Origin of the sequence: Streptomyces sp. NPDC008079 (assembly GCF_042957385.1) — a bacterium.
Lineage (GTDB): Bacteria > Actinomycetota > Actinomycetes > Streptomycetales > Streptomycetaceae > Actinacidiphila.
In genome coordinates, this window is record NZ_JBIBIC010000015.1 from 50,735 (window position 1) to 70,942 (window position 20,208).

21 protein-coding genes are annotated in these 20,208 nt (G+C 72.6%); 12 read left to right on the forward strand and 9 right to left on the reverse strand.

Annotated features, from left to right (window positions below):
* Nucleotides 1-178 precede the first annotated feature (178 nt).
* Nucleotides 179-1,297 carry a P1 family peptidase gene (locus ACFZAM_RS26755; RefSeq protein ID WP_391049860.1) on the forward strand — a complete coding sequence of 373 codons (1,119 nt, stop codon included), beginning with the start codon at nt 179-181 and terminating at the stop codon, nt 1,295-1,297.
* A gap of 112 nt (nt 1,298-1,409) precedes the next feature.
* Here ACFZAM_RS26755 and ACFZAM_RS26760 read toward each other — a convergent pair whose 3' ends face one another.
* Complete coding sequence (locus tag ACFZAM_RS26760) at nt 1,410-2,687, reverse strand: glycosyltransferase (RefSeq protein WP_391049862.1); 1,278 nt, start codon at nt 2,685-2,687, stop codon at nt 1,410-1,412.
* A gap of 318 nt (nt 2,688-3,005) precedes the next feature.
* On the opposite strand from ACFZAM_RS26760, the gene ACFZAM_RS26765 reads away from it, so the two are divergent.
* Nucleotides 3,006-3,281: a GlsB/YeaQ/YmgE family stress response membrane protein gene (locus tag ACFZAM_RS26765; protein WP_391049864.1), complete on the forward strand. Its 276-nt coding sequence runs from the start codon at nt 3,006-3,008 to the stop codon at nt 3,279-3,281.
* A gap of 311 nt (nt 3,282-3,592) precedes the next feature.
* The gene (locus tag ACFZAM_RS26770; RefSeq protein WP_355348987.1) at nt 3,593-4,678 is read left to right on the forward strand and encodes a substrate-binding domain-containing protein; all 1,086 of its coding nucleotides are present in this window, start codon (nt 3,593-3,595) and stop codon (nt 4,676-4,678) included.
* A gap of 127 nt (nt 4,679-4,805) precedes the next feature.
* Here ACFZAM_RS26770 and ACFZAM_RS26775 read toward each other — a convergent pair whose 3' ends face one another.
* Nucleotides 4,806-5,201 carry a YkvA family protein gene (locus ACFZAM_RS26775; RefSeq protein ID WP_355348990.1) on the reverse strand — a complete coding sequence of 132 codons (396 nt, stop codon included), beginning with the start codon at nt 5,199-5,201 and terminating at the stop codon, nt 4,806-4,808.
* 347 nt (nt 5,202-5,548) lie between these two features.
* On the opposite strand from ACFZAM_RS26775, the gene ACFZAM_RS26780 reads away from it, so the two are divergent.
* Nucleotides 5,549-5,848: a WhiB family transcriptional regulator gene (locus tag ACFZAM_RS26780; RefSeq protein ID WP_355348993.1), complete on the forward strand. Its 300-nt coding sequence runs from the start codon at nt 5,549-5,551 to the stop codon at nt 5,846-5,848.
* On the opposite strand, the gene ACFZAM_RS26785 is transcribed toward ACFZAM_RS26780, so the two are convergent.
* The 3 genes from ACFZAM_RS26785 to ACFZAM_RS26795 all read right to left on the reverse strand — a co-directional run bounded on the left by ACFZAM_RS26785 (nt 5,829) and on the right by ACFZAM_RS26795 (nt 8,829).
* Entirely contained in the window at nt 5,829-7,712 is a 1,884-nt protein-coding gene (locus tag ACFZAM_RS26785; protein ID WP_391049867.1) for a RecQ family ATP-dependent DNA helicase, read from the reverse strand. The two genes, ACFZAM_RS26780 and ACFZAM_RS26785, sit on opposite strands and share 20 nt — an antisense overlap.
* A 228-nt stretch (nt 7,713-7,940) precedes the next feature.
* Nucleotides 7,941-8,207 carry a GlsB/YeaQ/YmgE family stress response membrane protein gene (locus ACFZAM_RS26790; RefSeq protein WP_391049869.1) on the reverse strand — a complete coding sequence of 89 codons (267 nt, stop codon included), beginning with the start codon at nt 8,205-8,207 and terminating at the stop codon, nt 7,941-7,943.
* Nucleotides 8,208-8,481: 274 nt separating this feature from the next.
* Nucleotides 8,482-8,829, reverse strand: coding sequence for a chaplin family protein (locus ACFZAM_RS26795; RefSeq protein ID WP_391049870.1), 348 nt, complete (start codon nt 8,827-8,829; stop codon nt 8,482-8,484).
* Between the two features lie 375 nt (nt 8,830-9,204).
* Here ACFZAM_RS26795 and ACFZAM_RS26800 point away from each other — a divergent pair, with 375 nt between their 5' ends.
* A complete protein-coding gene (locus tag ACFZAM_RS26800) occupies nt 9,205-9,396 on the forward strand; it encodes a DUF4236 domain-containing protein (protein WP_188283018.1) in 192 nt (63 codons plus the stop codon).
* Nucleotides 9,397-9,437: 41 nt separating this feature from the next.
* Here ACFZAM_RS26800 and ACFZAM_RS26805 read toward each other — a convergent pair whose 3' ends face one another.
* A complete protein-coding gene (locus ACFZAM_RS26805) occupies nt 9,438-9,815 on the reverse strand; it encodes an MmcQ/YjbR family DNA-binding protein (RefSeq protein ID WP_188283019.1) in 378 nt (125 codons plus the stop codon).
* Nucleotides 9,816-10,016: 201 nt separating this feature from the next.
* Here ACFZAM_RS26805 and ACFZAM_RS26810 point away from each other — a divergent pair, with 201 nt between their 5' ends.
* A complete protein-coding gene (locus ACFZAM_RS26810) occupies nt 10,017-10,427 on the forward strand; it encodes an SsgA family sporulation/cell division regulator (protein WP_391049873.1) in 411 nt (136 codons plus the stop codon).
* 14 nt (nt 10,428-10,441) lie between these two features.
* Here the strand turns inward: ACFZAM_RS26810 and ACFZAM_RS26815 are convergent, their stop codons facing one another.
* Entirely contained in the window at nt 10,442-11,464 is a 1,023-nt protein-coding gene (locus ACFZAM_RS26815) for a DUF6745 domain-containing protein (RefSeq protein ID WP_391050055.1), read from the reverse strand.
* Nucleotides 11,465-11,555: 91 nt separating this feature from the next.
* Nucleotides 11,556-11,882, reverse strand: a complete 327-nt coding sequence (locus ACFZAM_RS26820; RefSeq protein WP_188280697.1) for a hypothetical protein — start codon at nt 11,880-11,882, stop codon at nt 11,556-11,558.
* A 195-nt stretch (nt 11,883-12,077) separates the two neighbouring features.
* On the opposite strand from ACFZAM_RS26820, the gene ACFZAM_RS26825 reads away from it, so the two are divergent.
* The 6 genes from ACFZAM_RS26825 (at nt 12,078) to ACFZAM_RS26850 (ending at nt 18,255) form a co-directional block, all read left to right on the forward strand.
* Nucleotides 12,078-13,040 (forward strand): STM4015 family protein, encoded by a 963-nt coding sequence (locus ACFZAM_RS26825; RefSeq protein ID WP_391049875.1) that lies wholly within the window; start codon nt 12,078-12,080, stop codon nt 13,038-13,040.
* A gap of 130 nt (nt 13,041-13,170) precedes the next feature.
* Complete coding sequence (locus tag ACFZAM_RS26830) at nt 13,171-14,487, forward strand: STM4014 family protein (protein ID WP_391049877.1); 1,317 nt, start codon at nt 13,171-13,173, stop codon at nt 14,485-14,487.
* Nucleotides 14,488-14,527: 40 nt separating this feature from the next.
* Nucleotides 14,528-15,334, forward strand: a complete 807-nt coding sequence (locus ACFZAM_RS26835) for an STM4013/SEN3800 family hydrolase (protein WP_355349018.1) — start codon at nt 14,528-14,530, stop codon at nt 15,332-15,334.
* Nucleotides 15,331-16,800 carry an STM4012 family radical SAM protein gene (locus tag ACFZAM_RS26840; RefSeq protein WP_391049879.1) on the forward strand — a complete coding sequence of 490 codons (1,470 nt, stop codon included), beginning with the start codon at nt 15,331-15,333 and terminating at the stop codon, nt 16,798-16,800. Before ACFZAM_RS26835 ends, ACFZAM_RS26840 begins: the two co-directional genes overlap by 4 nt.
* Nucleotides 16,801-16,810: 10 nt before the next feature.
* Nucleotides 16,811-17,716: an STM4011 family radical SAM protein gene (locus ACFZAM_RS26845; RefSeq protein WP_391049881.1), complete on the forward strand. Its 906-nt coding sequence runs from the start codon at nt 16,811-16,813 to the stop codon at nt 17,714-17,716.
* 89 nt (nt 17,717-17,805) lie between these two features.
* Nucleotides 17,806-18,255, forward strand: a complete 450-nt coding sequence (locus ACFZAM_RS26850) for a MarR family transcriptional regulator (protein WP_391049883.1) — start codon at nt 17,806-17,808, stop codon at nt 18,253-18,255.
* A gap of 21 nt (nt 18,256-18,276) precedes the next feature.
* Here ACFZAM_RS26850 and ACFZAM_RS26855 read toward each other — a convergent pair whose 3' ends face one another.
* Complete coding sequence (locus ACFZAM_RS26855; RefSeq protein WP_391049885.1) at nt 18,277-19,845, reverse strand: UxaA family hydrolase; 1,569 nt, start codon at nt 19,843-19,845, stop codon at nt 18,277-18,279.
* Between the last annotated feature and the right edge of the window lie 363 nt (nt 19,846-20,208).

Here is a 20,208-nt window from a genome sequence, read left to right on the forward strand (position 1 = left end):
CGTAAAAAACATTGAAGTTTACGTCGTTCTTCTGATGGGATACCCCTTGCTCCGGCGCGCCCTGACACGCGCCGGAGCACACCGACGTTCGGCCGCGGTCTCGTACGGTGAGGGGGCGGGCCGCGAGTACGCGGATGGCGCGGGCCCGCGTGATCGTGGCTACCTCACGGAGGACGACATGAGCGGCAGCGCACGGCCGGGTCCCGGCAACGGCCTCACCGACGTGGAGGGAGTGCGCGTCGGTCACGCCCAGCGGACCGGCGACGGCTGGCTCACCGGGACGACGGTGGTGCTGGCCCCCGAGGGCGGCGCGGTCACCGCGGTCGACGTACGCGGCGGCGGTCCCGGCACCCGCGAGACCGACGCCCTCGACCCGCGCAATCTCGTGCCGTACATCGACGCCGTGGTGCTCACCGGAGGCAGCGCCTTCGGGCTCGACGCGGCGGGCGGCGTGGTCGGCTGGCTGGAGGAGCGGGGCCGGGGCTTCCGGGTCGGCGGTCCCGGCCAGGTGGTGCCGGTGGTGCCCGCCGCCGCGCTGTTCGACCTCGGCCGCGGCGGCTCGTGGACGGCGCGACCGGGAGCGGAGACGGGCCTTGCGGCGGTACGCGCCGCGGCGGCGGCCCCGGAGGGCGCGCCGGTGCCGCAGGGCTGCGTCGGCGCGGGTACGGGCGCGGTGGCCGGCGGCCTCAAGGGCGGGGTGGGGACGGCCAGCACGGTCCTGGAGTCCGGCGTGACGGTGGCCGCGCTCGCGGTGCTCAACGCGGCCGGTTCCGTGGTCGACCCGGACACGGGCGCGCTCTGGGGCGCGAGGCCGGGCCCCGCCGCCGCGGAATTCGCCCCGTACGGCCCGCCCGTCGCGGCCGACGCCCTGGAGCGGGCCCGACGCCGTACGGCCGCCGCTGCCGCCGAGAACGCCGAGCGGCGGACCCACCCGCTCAACACCACGCTGGCCGTGGTCGCGACGGACGCCGTCCTCACCCGCGCCCAGGCGCGGAAGCTGGCGGGCACCGCGCACGACGGACTCGCCCGCGCCGTCCGCCCCGCCCACTCCCTGTCCGACGGCGACACCGTCTTCGCCATGGCGACCGGCCGCCGCCCCCTCGTCCCGCCGGGGACGGCCGACGCCGCCGACCCCGCCTTCGGCGTGCACATCGAGGCGGGCGCGATGAACGCCGTCCTCGAGGCGGGCGCCGACGTGCTCACCCGGGCGCTCCTGCACGCCGTCCTCGCCGCCGAGACGGTGGACGGACCGGGCGGCCTCTTCCTCTCGTACCGGGACGCGTACTACGGCGCCTGACGGCTTCGGCGCGGCTTCGGTACGGCTTCGGTACGGCTTCGGTACGGCGCGGGGGAGCGGTGGGGCTCCCGCCGCGCCGTACCGCGTACTCCGGCTTGCCGTCCCGGCGGGCTCAGGCTCCGTACGGGACCCCCGCGCGGGTCCTGGTCCTGCGACGGGCCGGACGGACCGCGCGCACCGCGTCCTGGTGCACCCGCTCGATGAGCGCGCCGTAGGCGGTCACCATGCGGGTCTGGCTGAAGCGCTCGCGGCTGCGGGCCAGCGCCGGGGCGAAGTCGGCGGCCAGCGCCGCCGCCCGCGACCAGGCCGCGGCGATCGGCTCGGCCTCCGCCGGGGTGAGGAAGCCGTGCCCGGCGACCAGCTCCGCGCAGTCCCCGACATCGGTGGCCACCGGCACCGCGCCGCACATCATGCCCTCGATCAGGCACAGCGGCGCCGCCTCACCCGACGACGACGTCAGCGAGACCACGTCCGCGGCGGCGTACACCGTCTCCATGTCCTGCCGCACGCCCAGCAGCGACAGCCGCCGCAGCAGGCCGGGAGCGTCACCGAAGGCGGCGGTGATGTCCGCGGCCAGCTCCGGGTTCTCCGCGGTCATCCCGGCGCCGCACATCAGGACGTGCGCGCCGGGGTCCCGCCCGAGATGGACCCTGGCCGCCCGCAGGAACAGCGGCACGTTCTTCATCTCCGCGTAGCGGGCCGCGAAGACCGTGACGGGCGCGTCCGCCGCGATACCGAGCGAGGACCGCGTCGCGGCCCTGCGGACCGCGTCGGGCCGGAACCGCAGCAGATCGACGCCGTTGGGGATGACGTGCATCAGCTCGGCAGGGATGCCCGCGGCCACGTACGCGGCCCTGGTCGACTCCGCGCAGCAGACGCAGGCCCGCACCCGGCCCGCCGCCACCGCGGCGCGCAGCGCGTCCAGCGCGGGGCCCTGATTCTCCGGATCGGACCTGTGCAGGCACACCACCACCGGCCGGTACGGCAGCCCGGCCTGATTGAGCAGCGCGAGCGGCTGTTCCTTGAGCGAGAGGAGTACGTCAGCCGCCGCCGTCGCCCTGGCGGTGGCCGCGAGCTCCGACCGGCTGAACACGCCGCCGCCGCTCTCGTGCCCGCCCTCACGGCTGCCCGCCTCGGCGTCCTCCCGGCCTTCGCCGCCGAAACGGTCGCGCAGGGCCGACACCGGTACACCCGCCGCCGTGAGCGCCCGGTAGCAGGCGTCCTCGGACATCGGCTGCCTGGTCGCCTCGCGGTGCATCTCACCCTCGATGCTCAGCACCGCGTGCCGCTGCGCGCCGCCGCTGAGACCGCGCACGACGTCGCTGTGCAGAATCCTCGCACCGCCGGAAAAGAAGCCCTCGTAGATCGACAGCACACGCAGTTCGTTCATGACGCGCACCCATCGCAGGTCCCGCTCTGCGGGAAATCGACAAACCTGGTTGACCAGCGGATTAGCCGCGATGGGACCACCTAAAACTTGCGCGCGTGTGAATTCCAGATTTCACGGAGTGACGCTTTCTGTAACGTGCGGTGCGGATATGGAAATATGCACACCGAGGGGCGCCCGGCGGCCGGGCGACAACCGTGCCGTATTCCACACGGCCGGACCGGGCGGCGTGCCCCGACTCCGGTGCCCGCGCCCGGTGTTGACCCCCGCGCGGTGCGCACTCGTGTGTGTGACCCGCGGGTCGCAGGGCAGACGGCCCCTATGGGAATCATCAGTTGGGTCATCCTCGGTCTGCTCGCCGGGGCCGTCGCGAAGATTCTGCTGCCCGGTCGCGATCCGGGCGGCCTGATCGGAACCACCCTGATCGGCGTCGCAGGGGCGTTCGTCGGCGGCTGGCTGTCCGCCAAAATCCTCGACAAGCCGGTACAGCACCACTTCTTCGACGCCGCCACCTGGGGCGCGGCGATCGGCGGGGCGCTCGTGCTGCTCATCCTCTACCGCATCTTCTTCGGCGACTCGCGGGACGCGAGGCGCTGACCACCGGTCACCCGGGCGCACGGCCGGAGGGCGGCACCCCCGCGATGGGGGTGCCGCCCTCCGGCCGTGCGCCCGGTCCTGTCGTGAGCGGTATGACACATATCCGACCCGTGAAAGCGCATTGCCCCGAACGCCCGGCTTCGGATTCACATGTTGTAGGCGTTGCCTCATGAGGCGACGACAGGAGAGCCCAATATCGATTCAATGAATCGATCCGATGTTTACTTCTTGACGTACGGAGCGTCACGAGAGTTGACTCGCCTGCACCCGGGTCGCGGTGTTGCGGCCCAGTCAGGGAGGGGCAACCGCGCATGAAGGCAATGACGCGACGGCTCATCGTCGGAACCGCCGCCGTTTCGCTCGCGCTCACCACCGTGGCCGCCTGCGGCAAAACCCATGACAAGTCGTCAGGCGGCGGCAAGGACAAGACGATCGGCCTGCTGCTCCCGGACACCACGACCACCCGGTACGCCAAATTCGACCGTCCCCTGATCGAGGCCAAGATCAAGGAACTGTGCTCGGACTGCAAGGTCAGCTACGACAACGCCTCGGCCGACCCGGCGAAGCAGGCGCAGCAGGTCAGCAGCATGATCGCCAAGGGCGTCAAGGTGCTCATCCTGGACGCGCAGGACTCGGTGGGCATCCAGTCCTCGGTGCAGGCCGCGGTCGACAAGGGCATCAAGGTCGTCGCGTACGACCGCCTCGCGCAGGGCCCGGTGTCCGCCTACGTCTCCTACGACAACGAGAAGGTCGGCGAGTTGCAGGGGCAGGCGCTGCTGGACGCCATGGGTCCCAAGGCCGTTCCCACCTCGAAGATCGTGATGATCGACGGCGACCCGGCCGACCCGAACGCCGCTGCCTTCAAGGAAGGCGCGCACAAGATCCTCGACGGCAAGGTGAACATCGCCTACGAGCAGTCGGGTCTGTGGAAGGACACCGTCGCCAACCAGAAGGTCACCGCGGCGATCACCCAGCTCGGCAAAGCCGCCATCGCCGGTGTCTACTCCGCCAACGACGCCATGGCGGGCGGCATCGCCACCGCCCTCAAGGGTGCGGGCATCAACCCGCCGCTGACCGGTCAGGACGCCGAACTCACCGCGATCCAGCGGATTCTGGCGGGCACTCAGACCAGCACCGTCTACAAGGCGTACAAGCCGGAGGCGGACGCCACCGCGCAGATCGCGATCGACCTGCTGAACGGCAAGGACGTCAAGTCCGTGGCCGACGGCACCGCCAAGAGCGGTTCCGGCCAGGACGTCCCGGCGAAGCTGCTGGACGCCATATCGGTGACCAAGGAGAACATCAAAGACACGGTCATCAAGGACGGTCTCTACACCACCGCCCAGATCTGCACCGCCGAATTCGCCCAGGCGTGCAAGGACGCCGGCATTCAGTAGGAGACGCTTCGAGCGGGACGCGCATCCGACGGATGACGCGTCCGGCGAGAAACCTCCGGCAGCGGTTTCGACCGGCCGGGTCAGGGGTGCGTACCGCGTACGCCGTATCCCTCGGCCCGGCCGGTGGTCACACCGCCGAACCCTTCGGGGGCAGCGCGCCGCCGCGCGGACCGTCGGACTCCCAGCTCACGAAGCGCCCCGACTCGCGGACCAGACCGGTCATGAACCACAGCACCACCGCCGAGTCGTCCGTCCACCCGAGAACCGGGATGACGTCCGGGATCGCGTCCAGCGGCGAGACCACGTAGATCGCCGCCAGGACCGTGAAGGCCAGCAGCTTGGCGCGCGACAGGCCCGGATAACGGCGGTGCAGAACCGCGCTGACCAGACGCGGTGTCGCCACCAGCCGCCGGAACAAGCCCGGTTCGCCCGGGCGGCGCGTCTCGCGGTACAGGCCCCACGCGGAGCGGCCGGTGCGCAGCGGCACGGGCGCCCTGCTCGGCTTGCGGTCGCTTCTGGCCATGGCGGCGGCTCCTTCGGCGTACGGACGGACATGGATACGGGGCGAGGCCGAGTGGAGACCTGACGGCCTCCGGTCGGGCGGGGACCTCACGGCCTCCGGTCGGTCGGGAACCTCCCGGCCTCACTGTCACCGCCTACCCCCGATCCGGCCGTGCGTGACGCCGCCACGCCCGACGGGAGGCGTCCGAGAGCGAATCGGGTCATCGGGTTGTCGGATGTCCGTAAGGCTTCGGGCGCCGCCGCCCTCACAAACTCCTCACGTTGAGCGCCGACCGCCTGGGCAGGCGAGTACCCATGGGCCCGGTACGTGGGCCCGACACTCCGCACCCGACGAAAGGCGGTGTCTCCGTGAGCTGGCAACACCAGGCCGCATGCCGCACCGAGGACCCCGAACTCTTCTTCCCCGTGGGCAACGCCGGACCGGCCAAACTCCAGGTGCAGAAGGCCCAACGGGTCTGCGCGGACTGCCCGGTCAGGGAGACCTGCCTGAGCTACGCCCTCGACATGGGCGAAAGCCTCGGCGTGTGGGGCGGCACCAGCGAGGAGGAACGCCGCACCCTGAAACGTCGGAGGTCTCGGCAGCAGGCCGCGGTGGCCCGCGCGTCGGCGGGCACCGCGGAGCCGCATGTCACGCACCGCGCCCCTTGACCGGCGTCAGCAGATCCCGCTCCAGGACGACGGACAGCGACAGGGTCCGGTATCCGGCGGATTCGAAGAGCACGGTGACCGTGTCGTCCGCGACGCCCATCACCTCGCCCTGACCCCATTTGTCGTGCAGGACCCGGACGCCGGGCGCGTACCGGCCGTGCGAAGCGGCCGCGGCCCCGGCGTCCGGCCGTCCGCGGTCGCGGCGCCAGATACGTGCCCGGCTCCCGCCCCGCGCGGCTGCCGCGGCTGACTCCCGGCCGCCGGAACCGCACTCCGCGTCCTGTCGGGAGTCGCCCCGCGAGCCCGTACCGCGCAGGACACCCGCGTGACGGTCCCTTCCGGAGGCCGGGGCGCCGGGTCCGGTCGCCGAACCGCACGTGTCGCAGTTGCCGCAGCCTCCGGGGAGCGCCTCGCCGAAGTAACCCAGCAGGAACGCCCGCCGACAGCCGTCGGTCTCCGCGAAGCCGCGCATCATGTCCACGCGGGACTGCTCCAACTGCCGGTGGCTGTCGGCGGTTTCCAGCGCCCGCTCCACAGCGGCCTTCCGCGCCGCGGCCGTCGCGCACTCCGGCGTCAGCGACACCTTCCCGTCCGCCGCCGTACGGACCGCGCCCGCCTGCCCCAGCAGATTGAGGACACCCGTCAACCGGCTCGCCGTCAGGCCGGTGTCGCCGCGCAACGCCGTCACGGAGACCGCGGCGGGCTCCTCGGCCGCCTTCTTCCCGGCCGCCTTGCCCGTCGTCTGCTCGGCCGACCGCTCGGCGAGCTGGTCCGCGACCAGGGTGAGGGCGTCGGCGTCCGGGCGGCCGGAGGAGAAGAACCGCCGCAGCCCCAAGTCCTGCGGCCGGTAGGCCATGTACGCCCGCGCCGGTTCCCCGTCGCGGCCCGCGCGGCCGATCTCCTGGTAGTACGCGTCGAGCGATCCCGGCACCGAGGCGTGCACCACGAACCGCACATCGGGCTTGTCTATGCCCATGCCGAACGCCGAGGTGGCCACGACGACCGCCAACTCCCCGCGCTGGAAACGGTCCTGGACGGACGACCGCTCCGCGGCGCGCAACCCCGCGTGGTACGCGGCGGCGGACACCCCCGCCTCCCGCAACTCCTCGGCGTACGACTCGGATTCGCGCCGGGTCGCCGTATAGACGATGCCGGAGCCGGCCTCGGCGCCGACGCGGTCGAGGACCGCGCGCCGCTTGGCCTTCTCCTCCTGAAAGTAGCCGACCGCCAGGTGGATGTTGGGCCGGTCGAACCCGGCGATGACCTCCTGGGCGCCGCGCATGCCCAGCAGTTGAAGGATCTCCGCGCGGACCGGCGCCGCCGCGCTCGCGGTGAGTGCCAGGACCGGCGGGCGGCCGATCCGTTCGCGTACGGCGCCCAACCGCAGGTAATCAGGGCGGAAGTCGTGGCCCCAGGAGGAGACGCAGTGCGCCTCGTCCACCACGAACAGCGCGGGACGGGCCTGCTTCAGCCGCAGGATGACGTCCTCCCTGGCCAGTTGCTCGGGCGCGAGGAAGATGAAGTCCAGGTCGCCGCTCTCCACCCGGTCCCAGGTCTGCGCGTTCTCCGCGTCGCGGTGCGTGGAATTGACCGATGCCGCGCCCGGTCCTTCGCGCTTGAGCAGCCCCTCGACCTGGTCGCGCTGGAGGGCGATCAGCGGGGACACCACGACCGTCGGCCCCTTCAGCAGGACGCCCGGCACCTGGTAGACCGCCGACTTCCCGGCACCGGTCGGCATCACGACCATGACGTCCTGGTGCCGCATCACCGCCTTCATCGCCTCCAGTTGCGGCGGGCGCAGGCTCGGCCAGCCGAACACGTCACGTGCGCAACGCCGTAGCCGACGGGCGGTCGATCCGAACATGCTGCTCCCTGCGGTCGTGGTGGTTGAGGCGGTCGGTCGATGAAGGTCGGGCGTTGGAGGGGGAGGGCGCCGGGGCGGTGTGGTGGGTGCGGGTGACCGTCGGCGGCGCGATCGGGCAGACGGAAGGCGCCCTTCCCGGGGTCGGGTTCCATGCGGAACTCCTCGAGGAAAGGCGCCTGCGTTCATATCATCCGGATGCCGGGTGTGGCCGGGACCAGGACTCATGGATCACCGACGGCGCGGGCTCGACCTGTCGAGAGCGGCGATACCGACAGCGGCCAGACCGATCTGGATGAGCCACTCGATCCAGTCGACTCCGCTGGTGTCGTCGACGTTGAGACCGTGGGCGATGGCGGCTCCGATGACGGCCGCCACGATGCCGATCAGGATGGTCCAGATGACGCCGATGTGCTGACGGCCGGGGACCACGAGCCGACCGAGCACGCCAATGATAATGCCGATGATGATGGCGCTGATGATGCCGGAGATCTCCATGACGTCCCTTCTTGTCGTACGTGGCCACCCACGTGCGTTCTCGGGGGTCGTCTGCCCTTGAAGGACACGAACACGCACTCGGCCCCGGGCGAGGGGGAGTTGGGCCCAAAGGGGTGCTTCGCGCGGCCGGGGCCGAGGAGTGCGGGCCCGCGGCCTCCCGGCGTGAAGCGTTCTGGCGTGCGGTGTTCCGGCAGGGAGCGTCCCGGCATGGAGCGTCCCGGCCGCCGGCCCTTGCGGGCGGCGACCGGGACGGGGTGCTCAGGAAGCGGTCCGACTACTTGCAGTCGTCCTTGGCCTCGGGGTGCCAGACGTGACCCTCGTGGCCCCAGTGGCCCATGCCGTCGTGGTTCGCGCCGTCCCAGCCGGCGCTCTCGTGGTGACCGCCGCCGTTGTAACAGGTGTTGCCGAAGGCGGGGTTCAGCGCGCCGATCAGGTTGATCGAGTTGCCGCAGGCGTTGATCGGCACGTCGATCGGGACCTGGATCAGGTTGCCCGACAGGACGCCGGGCGAGCCGATGGCCGCGCCGGTGGCGTCGGCGTCAGCGGCGGCGACGCCGCCACCGGCAAGCACGATCCCGCCGACGAGCGCGGCCAGGACGGCGCCGTTGCGCATGAGCTTCATGGGTACTCCTTTGGTGCTGGTGGTCTGCACTGAGCCCACCGGCATGCGGAGTGTGATCATCCGCCTTACCGGTGTCCGCACTCAGAGTTCGCCACCCGTCGTCGGCCCGGTGGCTGCCGCGCCCGCAAGTCACTCGTCCGGACGGCAGCGAACACCGCTCCCCGAGTGAGCCCGCGGCTCGACTGCGCCGGACGGCTCTACCGAACCCCTCTGCCGAACGCCTCTGCCGTATCGAACGGGCGGAACCCCTCGGCCCGGGGCCTCGGCGGTATCGAACGGTCGGAACGCGGGCGGACGGCGACGGTTCAGGAGTCGTCGGGGTGAGGCGGTGTCAGCTGGGCAGACGAGCCGACAGGCCAACCACCGGAGGACATCATGCCGCTGACGTTCCGTAAGTCGTTCCACATATTTCCCGGCGTACGTATCAACGTGAACCGGAAGTCGCTGTCCCTCACGCTCGGACGCAGAGGCGGCGCGCACCGCACCTGGTCGACCACGGGACGGCGGACGACCTCCGCGGACCTGCCGGGCCCCTTCGGCTACCGGCACACCGACCGGCGCAAGTGACCGGCGCGGGCGACCCGCCCCGCCGGTCTCGGAGACCCGTCTCAGAGACCGGAATCCCGCACGAGGGCTCGCGGCGCCTGGCAACGCCAGGCGCCGACGAGCAGCTCCCGCAGCTCGTCCTCGGCGACGGCCTTGAGCCGTACGAGCACGGCGGGGAATCCGTTGTAATGCGGCTCGGTGAAGAACTTCGCCGGGTCTGAGGCGAGGAGCGCCTCCTTCTCCTCCTGGCCCGCGACCCGGACGGCCACCACGTCGGTCCGCGGGACGCGGGCCTGCTTCGGGTCGGTCCGCTCCAGCCACACCCAGGCGAATTTCTTGTGCCTGCCGCCGTTCGGCACCGATACGGACATCCCGTCGTCCGCCGCCACCGCCTCCGGCAGGGTCAACGCGATCCGGCGCACATCGTGATGATCAGCCATCTCCGCATCCTCCATGGAATGCGGGTGCCCGCGCCCGTGGTGGCCATGCCCCGCCGGGAAATCCGCCGGGCGGCGTACCGGCGGCCGGTATGTGAGCGGCATGTGATCCGCGGGCGGGGGCACACGGAGCCTCAGAGGTCGAGGACCTGTCCGGTAGTACCGCCACCGGCCGCGTCCCGTCGTTCGGCGAAAAGAGACTCGATGCCCGACTCCTGCTGCCACGCGGTGACGGCGTCGATGCCGCTGCCCAGCGGCCACCGGCTGCGGATTCCGACGTGGATGGCCTACGACCCGCAGGACTGCCTCGCCGTGCGGATGACCTTCGGCCTCGGCGGCCCCGAGACCGCCACCTGGATCTTCGCCTGGGACCTGCTGGCCAGGGGCCTGACCGGAGCCGTCGGCCTCGGCGACGTCCGGGTCACGCCCTCGGCCGGAACCGGCTCCCGGCTGCTGATCCGCCTCGGCCGTCTCGGCCAGGACGCCCGCGTCGAACTGGACGCCGCCCCCGTGCGCCGCTTCGTCTCCTTCGCCCGGGAGCGCGCCCCGCTCGACACCCGGACCGTCCGGTCCGCCCTGGACGCCGAGCTCTCCCGCATCGTCGAACGCGCCTAGGGCCTGTCCAGCGGTCAGGTCTGGCGCAGCGGCACGTAGGCGTCGGCGGTCAGGCCGAACGTCCAGGCCACGCCCTCCTTCGCCGTGGTGGTGCCGGGCGGCACCCGCAGCCAGTACGTCCGGCTCGTGCCGTCCGGCTCCGGCGTGGAGTTGACGACCTCGACCATCGTCACGTCCTCGTCCCCGGTCAGCGCGATCCGCCAGAGGATGCCGGTCTCGTCCCGGTGCACGGGGACCGCGCCCGACTCGGTCAGATAGCGGTCGTAGCCGTAGTGCTCCAGCATGACGCGGCGCAGCTCCGCGTTCTCCTCGCCGCGTATCCGCTCCGGCGTGAGGGTGCCCAGCTCACGCAGGAACTCGGCGGGGACCGGCATGCCGCGCCAGGCGTGCAGCGCGAAGCCGTCGGGGAAGGCGAGCGCGGGACCGTCGGCCCGGTCGAGGCGGCCCGCCTCGTCGCGGTGCAGCTCGGCGGGGCGCTCGCAGACGATCGCGACCCGCTCGTACGGCCACCACCAGCCCGCCGAGCGGGCGACCGCCGCCAGCCCGTCCAGCGGGGAGCCCTCCCACGTGTCGAACGCGCACAGCCAGGCCGCCTCGTGCTGACCGAGGACCGCGTCGAGCAGCAGCAACCGGATCTCCGGCTCCTCCTTCCGCCCCCGCGCCAAATCCTCGACCACACCGGCCCTGATCCGGCCCGCCAGCGCCTGCGTCCCCTCCCACAGCCGCGCCCCGGTCGCGTTCCACCGCTCGCTCCAGCCCGCGGGGCCGAGCGCCGCGTGCAGCCGGGCCCGCTCCGCGGCCCACGGCCGTCCGCGCACCTCGTCCCGCACGCTGTGACCCTTGCCGCGCGTCCCCTGAAGCGCGGCCTCCGCGCGCAGCATCGCCACGGCCGCGCGCGGCGATCCGGCCCAACGGACGCGCTCCGGCTCCGCGAGACCCGCGCGCCGGTACGCCAGCCGCACCCCCGCCTCGGCCGCCGCGCGGTCCGCGGATCCGGTGGCCACGGCGGCCTGCCTCCACTGCTCGACGGTCGACATGCCGTCCCCTCCCATGAGTTCTGCTCCCTGCCCTCGACGTGCTGTCCTGCCGTGCCCGCGTGCCCGGACCCCGGGCGCCACCGCGGGACGCTCAGTCGGCGACCACGCGGACCGAGCCCGGTACGTACTCCCGCTGCCGCACCACGCGGTACCAGCCCTTGGGCAGCGATATCGCCGCGTGCTCCTCGTGCACGACCCGTCCGCCGTCCGGCAGATGCAGCAGCATCGGCGCGAACGGGGCCGGCGGGCTGAAGAGCCGTCCCGGTCCCATGACGGCGTGCGCGTGACCTGTCACCTCGCCCAGCGCGAGGACGAGCCGGCCGCGCGCGTCCCGCGGCTCCTGCGGCGCGTCGTCCATGTGCGGCGGCAGCGCCGACTCCTCGGTCGGCGCGATGAGCACATCACCCTGCCGGTACATCGCTCTCCCTCCGCGCGGCGCTCCGTGCACCGCGTCGACACCGACCGTAGGCGCGGGGTCTGACAACGGCTCAGAGTCGGCCCGGCCGCAGCCGTTGTCAGTGCGGCTTGGTAGAACTTGCTCACACATCGGCCGGTGATCGCCGCGGCCGAATTCGTACGGCCGTCGAATGTCGAACGTCAGGAGCAGGCGGACATGACCATCGGGAACCACATGCGGGAGCTGCACGGCCTGCCCGCCTTCGACTTCCCCGGACCCGACGACAAGGGCACCGACCTGCCGGAAGCGGACGCCGCCGCCTGGCGGATCGGCGTCGACTCCTACGACAGCGAGGAGAAGTGGGAGGACGCCTTCGCCCGGTTCACCCAGGCCGTCGACATCACGCGGGTGCGCGCGCTGATCGTCGGTTCCTGGAGCGACGCCTACGAGAGCGGACCGGAACCGCTGATCGCGGCCATCTTGTCCGTGAAGGACCGACTGCCCGCGCTGCGGGCCCTGTTCCTCGGCGACATCGTGGGCGAGGAGTGCGAGATCTCCTGGATCAACCAGGGCGATGTCACCCCGCTGCTCGACGGCTTCCCCGAACTGGAGTCGTTCGGGGTACGCGGCGGACAGGACCTGGCCTTCCCCGCCGTGACGCACGCCCGGCTGCGCTCGCTCACCGTCGAGACCGGCGGCATGCCCGCGCAGGCCGTCCGCGGCATCGCCGCCAGCGACCTGCCCGCGCTGGAACACCTCGACCTGTGGCTCGGCACCTCCGAGTACGGCGGGGACAGCGAGATCACCGACCTGGCGCCCTTCCTCACCGGCGCGCTGCTGCCCAAGCTCCGCTCGCTGGCCCTGCGCAACAGCGAGATGCAGGACGAGATCGCCGCGGCCCTCGCCTCCGCGCCCGTCGTGGCCCGGCTGGAGACCCTCGACCTGTCGATGGGCGTGCTGACCGACGAGGGCGCCACGGCGCTGCTCGCGGGCCAGCCCCTCACCCACCTCAAGACCCTCGACCTGCACCACAACTACCTCACCTCGCCGGTCGCCCGGCGCCTGCGGGAAGCCCTCGAACCGTCAGGCGTCCACGTCGAACTGGACCGCGACGACGCCGACGAGGAGGTCGATGACGACGACGAGACCGTGTGGCGTTTCGTCGCCGTCGGCGAGTAGCCGGTCGTTCCGTCAGCCGTCCAGCCGGTCGCCGACCGGCCGATGACCACCGCCGGGCGGCGGACCGGTGACCGGTGACCGTCCATCAGCGCCGGGCACGTGGGCGACCAGGGGAGAGGGGGAAGGTGACGTGAGAGACGAACCGCGCTTCGCGGTCGTCGGCAACCCGGAGAACCGGCGGGTCGGTCTCTTCGCGCGCGCCGCGACCGAGGCCGGGCTGCCCGCGCCCCGCGTCGTGCCCTGGCGCGACGTCCTGCGCGAGGGCGGCGCGACCTTCGCGGCGGACGAGGTCGTACGGCTCGACTCGCCCGGTGAGGACGCCGAAGTGGACCGCGCGCTGCGGGACATGGACGACCCCACGCGGGTGGAGGGCAGCGCCCGCTGGTACGCCCGATTCAACGCCGTCGTCCGCACCCTGGACGGCGGCAGGCGGCTGGACGACCCGGACGAACTGGCGGTGCTGTTCGACAAGCGGCGCTGCCACCGGAGGCTGGCCGAGGCCGGGGTGCCCGTGCCCGCCTCGCCCACCTCGGGTCGCGCCGCCCCCGCGGTGCGCGGCTGGGCCGACGTACGGGCGCTGATGCGCGAGCACGCCATGCCGCGCGCCTTCGTCAAACTCGCGCACGGATCGTCGGCCTCCGGGGTGCTCGCCGTGGAGACGGCGGGCGGCGGGCGCGTCCAGGCCACCACGTCCGTCGAGTCGGCGGACGGACGCCTGCACAATTCGCTGCGGGTGCGCCGTATCACCCGCGAGACCGAGATCGCCGCGCTGGTCGACGCGCTCGCACCGGACGGCCTGCACATCGAGCGCTGGCTGCCCAAGGCGTCGCTGCACGGGCGCGTCGCCGACCTGCGGATCGTGGTCGTCGACGGCCGCGCCACGCACGCCGTGGTGCGCACCAGCCGCTCGCCGCTCACCAACCTCCACCTGGGCGGCGCGCGCGGCGACCTCGGCGCCGCGATCGAGGCCGCGGGCGTCCGGTGGGAGCAGGCGCTGGAGATCTGCGAGCGGGCCGCCGCCTGCTTCCCCGGCACGCTGTGCGTCGGCGTCGACCTGCTCCCCGCGATCGGCTGGCGGCGCTTCGCGGTCGGCGAGGTCAACGCCTTCGGCGACCTGCTGCCGAGGCTCACCGGACTGCCGGGCAGCGGAGCGGAGGGCCTGGACACCTACGCCGCCCAGATCGCCGCCGTACGCGCCCGCGCCGCGTCGCCGACCGGAGTCCGACCGCCGTACGCACCGGTCGCGTACGCACCGGTCGCGTACGAACGGAGCGCGTACGAACGGACCGCGGACGAACCGGCCGCCGATGCATCCGCCGCGCCCGTACCGGCGCCGCACGAACCAGCCCCACCCGTACCGGCACCGCGCGGCGCGGCGCGGCACGTACCAGCAGGCCACGAACCGTCGCACCACCAAGCGCCGAGGACCCGACATGCGACCCTCTGACGCGTCCGCGCCCGCCCTCCTGGACGGCGGAGGCCCGGACATGAACGAGGTCGTGGGCCGCGACGACCTCCTCCTGATCACCCTCGACACGCTCCGCCACGACGTCGCGGCCGAGTTGGCCGCGGCCGGCCGCATCCCGCATCTGGCGCGCCATCTGCCGGGCGGGCGCTGGGAGCAGCGGCACGCGCCCGGCAGCTTCACCTACGCCTCGCACCAGGCGATCTTCGCCGGATTCCTGCCGACCCCGGCGGCGCCCGGACCACACCCCCGGCTGTTCGCCGCGCGCTTCGCCGGGAGCGAGACCACCGAGGCGGGCACGTACGTCTTCGACACGCCCGACCTGGTGTCCGGGCTCGCGGCGGCCGGATACCGCACCGTATGCATTGGCGGCGTCGGTTTCTTCAACAAGCGCGGCGCGTTGGGCGACGTCCTGCCGGGACTGTTCCAGGAGAGCCACTGGGAGCCGGAGTTCGGCGTCGCCTCGCCCACCTCCTTCGAGGCGCAGGTCGCGCGCGCGGAGCAGGTCGTCGCCGAACTGCCCGCCGACCAGCGGCTGTTCCTCTTCCTCAACGCGTCCGCGCTGCACCAGCCCAACTGGTTCCACACACCGGGCGCCACCCGCGAGGCCGGTGACACCCGCGCCACGCACGCGGCGGCGCTGGAGTACATCGACCGGCACATCGGACGTCTCTTCCACGCCATGGCGGCCCGCCGCCGCTGCTTCGCCATCGTCTGCTCCGACCACGGCACCACCTACGGAGACGACGGCTACACAGGTCACCGCCTCGGCCACGAGGCGGTCTGGACGGTGCCCTACGCCCACTTCTTCCTGGAGCCGTCCTCATGAACGCGCCGATCACCACGACCACACCGACCACCACGACCACCACGACCACACCGACCAGTACGACTACACCGACCGGCACGACCACACCGGTCTCCACGGCCACGCCCGCCGACGCGCCGTCCCCCGACCAGCCCGCGCCCCCCGCCGACAGTCCCTACCAGAGCTACGTCTACGCGTATCCGCACAAGACCGCCTACCGCCCGCTGCCCGACCGGCCCGCGCTGAGCGGACTGTGGCAGGCGGAGCCCAAGGACGCGCTCTCGCTCTATCTGCACATCCCGTTCTGCGAGGTCCGCTGCGGATTCTGCAACCTCTTCACCCGCATCGGCGCGCCCGGCGAGCTGACCACCCGCTATCTCGACGCGCTCGACCGGCAGGCCACCGCCGTCCGGGACGCGCTCGGCGACACCGAGCCGCTACGGTTCGCCACCGCGGCCTTCGGCGGCGGCACCCCCACCTTCCTGACGGCCGCCGAACTGGAACGGCTCTGCGACATCGCCGAGCGCCGGATGGGCGCCGACCTGCGCGCGATCCCGCTCTCCGTCGAGGCGTCGCCCGCGACCGCCACCGCCGACCGGCTCGCCGTCCTCGCCGACCGCGGCGCCACCCGGCTCAGCCTCGGTGTCCAGAGCTTCGTGGACGACGAGGCGAAAGCCGCCGTACGGCCCCAGCGCCGCGCCGACGTCGAAGCCGCGCTCGCCCGCGTCCGCGACGCCGGTATCCCGGTCCTCAACATCGACCTCATCTACGGCATCGACGGCCAGACCCCGGCCAGTTGGCGCACCTCGCTGGAGGCCGCGCTGCGCTGGCGGCCGGAGGAGCTGTACCTCTACCCGCTGTACGTACGGCCGAAGACCGGCCTGGAGAGCCGCACCGCCGTCAGCGACCCGGCCTGGGACGAGCAGCGGCTGCGGCTGTACCGACAGGGCCGCGACCACCTCCTGACGCACGGCTACGAGCAGGTCTCCATGCGGATGTTCCGCCGGGCCGACGCCGCGCCCCAAGGGCCCGACGACCACGCCTGCCAGACCGACGGCATGATCGGCCTCGGCTGCGGCGCCCGCTCCTACACCTCCACGCTGCACTACTCCTTCGACTACGCCGTCGACATGCGCGAGATCCGCGCGATCATCGACGAGTACACCACCACCGACGACTTCACCCGCGCCGCCCACGGCCGCCGGGTCGACGCCGACGAGGCCCGCCGCAGGCACCTGCTCCAGTCGCTGCTGCAAGCCGACGGCATGCCCCTGGCCGACTACCGCGACCGCTTCGGCACCGACGCCCACGCCGACTTCGCCGCCGAGATCGACCGCTTCGCGGCCCGAGGCTGGCTCGACGACGAGGCCCCCGCGACCGGCCGCATACGGCTGTCCCCCGAGGGACTCGCCCACTCCGACGCGCTCGGCCCCGAACTGTTCTCACCCCGGGTCCGGGCGGCGATGGCCGCGTACGAGCTGAAGTGAGGACGCCGCCATGGATCTGACACTGCTCTACCGCGGCCCGCTCGCCTCCTGCGACTACGACTGCCCGTACTGCCCCTTCGCCAAGCGCCGCGACAGCCCCGCGCAACTGCGCGCCGACCGCGCCGCGCTCGCCCGCTTCGCGCACTGGGCGCGAGAGCAGCGGGGCGACCGGCTGTCCGTGCTGTTCACCCCGTGGGGCGAGGGCCTGGTCCGCTCCTGGTACCGGAACACCCTGGCCGAGCTGTCGCACGAGCCGCACATCGACCGGGTCGCCATCCAGACGAATCTGAGCTGCCGCACCGACTGGCTCGCGGACGCCGACCCCGGCACCCTCGCTCTGTGGTGCACCTACCACCCCGGCCAGACCCCGTACGACCGCTTCCTGCGCAAGACCCGCGAAGTGGCCGACCGCGGCGTCCGGTTCAGCGTCGGCGTCGTCGGGCTGCCGGAACACCTCGCGGACGCCGCTCGGCTGCGCGCCGCGCTGCCCGGCCACGTCTACCTGTGGGTGAACGCCGCCGAGGGCCACACCTACACCGACGCGGAAGCCGACGCCTGGACGGCCCTCGACCCGCTCTTCCCCTACAGCCGCCACCCGCACCGCTCGGCCGGCCTGCCCTGCCGCACCGGCGAGTCCGTCCTGTCGGTGGACGGCGACGGCACGGTCCGCCGCTGCCACTTCGTCCGCGCCGAACTGGGCAATCTCTACGACGGCTCCTACCGGACCGCCCTGGCCCCCCGCCCCTGCCCGCTGGCCGTCTGCGACTGCCACATCGGCTATGTCCACCTGGAGTCGCTGCCGCTCTACGACGTCTTCGCGGGCGGAGTCCTGGAGCGTGTCCCCGCGGACCACCGCACGGCCACCGTGCCGGAAGCGGGCGCCGCGGGCGGCAGGGCCCTGCTGCCGCTGGTCTGACCCGCCGTCACCCTCGGAGGCCGCGGGGGACGGCGGCGGACCCACGGGGAGAACGGGCAGGTGGGCCGCGCGCCGGATAGTCTTGGGCGGTGGGCAGCGAACCGAGACCGCAGGCCGGAACGGCCGCTGAGCTGATGAAGGCCATGACCCGGCTCCGGGCCCGGCTCCGGGCCGAGTCGGCGACGGACGACATGCGGTGGACCTGGTCGCAGATCACCACGCTGGGGCGCATCGTGGACGAGGGCCCCACCACGGCGAGCGATCTGGCCGCGGCCGAACACGTACGGCGGCAGTCGATGGCCGAGACGCTCGCGGCGCTGCGCGACGGCGGGCTGATCACCTCGGGCAAGGACCCCGCCGACGGCCGCAAGACGCTCCTGCACGCGACGGCCGAGGGCCGGGCGCTGGTCGAGACCATCCCCGCCGTCCGGGAAGCCTGGCTGGAGGCGGCGGTACGCGATCTGCTCCGGGCCGACGAGCGCAGGACGCTGCTGAAGGCGGCCGAGATCATGAACCGCCTGGCGGACACCGACCGTTGACCCGCCGCCGGAGTCCGGCTCCTACAGCACGGCCCCCATGCGCCACGGCACGATCTCCTCGGCCCCGAAGCCGAGCGCCTCGGACTTGCTCGGCGCGCCGGAGGCCATGTCCACCAGCGTCTCGAAGAGCCGGGTGCCGTACCGCACGTGCTCGTCGCGGGACATCGCCGGGCCGGCGTCGAAGTCCATGTCGCCGCTCATGTGCTGGTAGAGCCGACTGGTGGTGCTGATCTTCAGACAGGGCACGGGCCGTGAGCCGAACAGCGAGCCGCGACCGGTGGTGAAGGCCAGCAGATTCGCCCCGCCCGCGACCATGCCGGTGGCCGACACGGGGTCGTATCCGGGCGTGTCCATGAACGTCAGACCGGGCGCCGTGACCGGCTCCGCGTAGCCGACGACTCCGTTGAGCGGGCTGCTCCCGCTCTTGAGCACCGCACCGAGCGACTTCTCCCAGATGGTGGTGATGCCCCCGGCCCTGTTGCCCTTGGAGGGATTGTTGTCCAGCGCGGCGCCGTGCCGGGTGACGTACCGCTGCCACCACGCGATCAACTCGTCGAGCCGTTCGGCGATCGCGGGCGTGGCGGCGCGGTCGCGCAGCAGGTGCTCGGCGCCGTAGATCTCCGGGGTCTCGCCCAGGACGACCCGCCCGCCCGCGGCGGCCAGCAGATCGGCGGCGACGCCCAGCGTCGGATTGGCCGTCAGCCCCGAATAGGCGTCGCTGCCGCCGCACTGGAGTCCGAGGGTGAGTTCGTGCAGGCCGACCGGCTCGCGGGCCAGCGTCGCCAGGCCCCCGACCATCTCGGCGACGCGGTCGAGCGCGGCGTTCACGGTCGCCGCGGTGCCGCCGAGCGCCTGGATGGTGAGCGTGCGCACGGCCGGATCGTCGCCGAAGACGTTCTCCGGCTGGTTCACCTCGCAGCCGAGACTGACCGTCAGCACACCGGCGATGTTCACATGGCGCGCGTAGCCGCGCAGGGTGCGCCGCAGCAGGTCGTCGCCCTCGGTGCCCTCGGCCATGCCGCAGCCGAGGTCGTGGGTCAGGGCGATGACGCCGTCCAGGCCCGGCGCCCCGGCGTGGCGGTCGTTGGCTGCCTGGGCGATCATCCGGGCCACGGTCGCCGAGCAGTTCACCGTCGGGAGCACGGCCAGGTAATTGCGGGTGGCGGCACGGCCGTCGGCGCGCCGGTAACCGAGGAAGTGGTCGCGGGTGGCCTCGGCCGGGGGCCGCCAGGCCGGGGGAGCGGGCCGCGGCGCCCCGGCGCGGGCGGTGGCGTCGCCGAGGCCGAGATTGTGGACGTGTACGTGTTCGCCGGGCCGGATGTCGCGGGCGGCGACACCGATGACCTCCCCGTACTTGCGGACCTCGGCGCCCGCGGCGATGGGGGAGACGGCCACCTTGTGGCCCGCGGCGATGTCGTCGGCGGCGGGGACCACACCCCGCGCGACCCGTACGGGCGTGCCCGCCGCCACGTCCGTCCGCACCAGCCCGATGTTGTCAATGCCGGGCCGTGCGACCAGCGGGACGGCCGGTTCACCGGCCGTCCGCGCGGGCGCCGCCGCGCCGGTGTCCGTTCCGCGCACGTTCGTCATGCGCACACCGGCCGGACGGAGTTCGGAAGGAGACCCGCGCCGGATTCCGGCGGGAGATCCCCGAACACCGAGGGAAAGCTCACCCACTCATCCGCTGTGTGCGCTGATTCAGGGTCCCGTTCCGTGAATCCACCGCGGCGGATTTCCGGCAACTCTTCAATTGCGCACAGGGGACTGGAAAGTGGGATGTCCATACCTCAGGACGATACGTGCGCACCGCGGCGACAGTGAAGCGTGGATGTCGGAACAGCCCTATTCGGAAAGCGGATCGGCCCAGTTCAGAGCCAGGAGGCGGGGCACTGCCCGGACAACACCGCCGACCCGTATCGCATATGGGCCCGATCCGATTTCCGGATACCGACT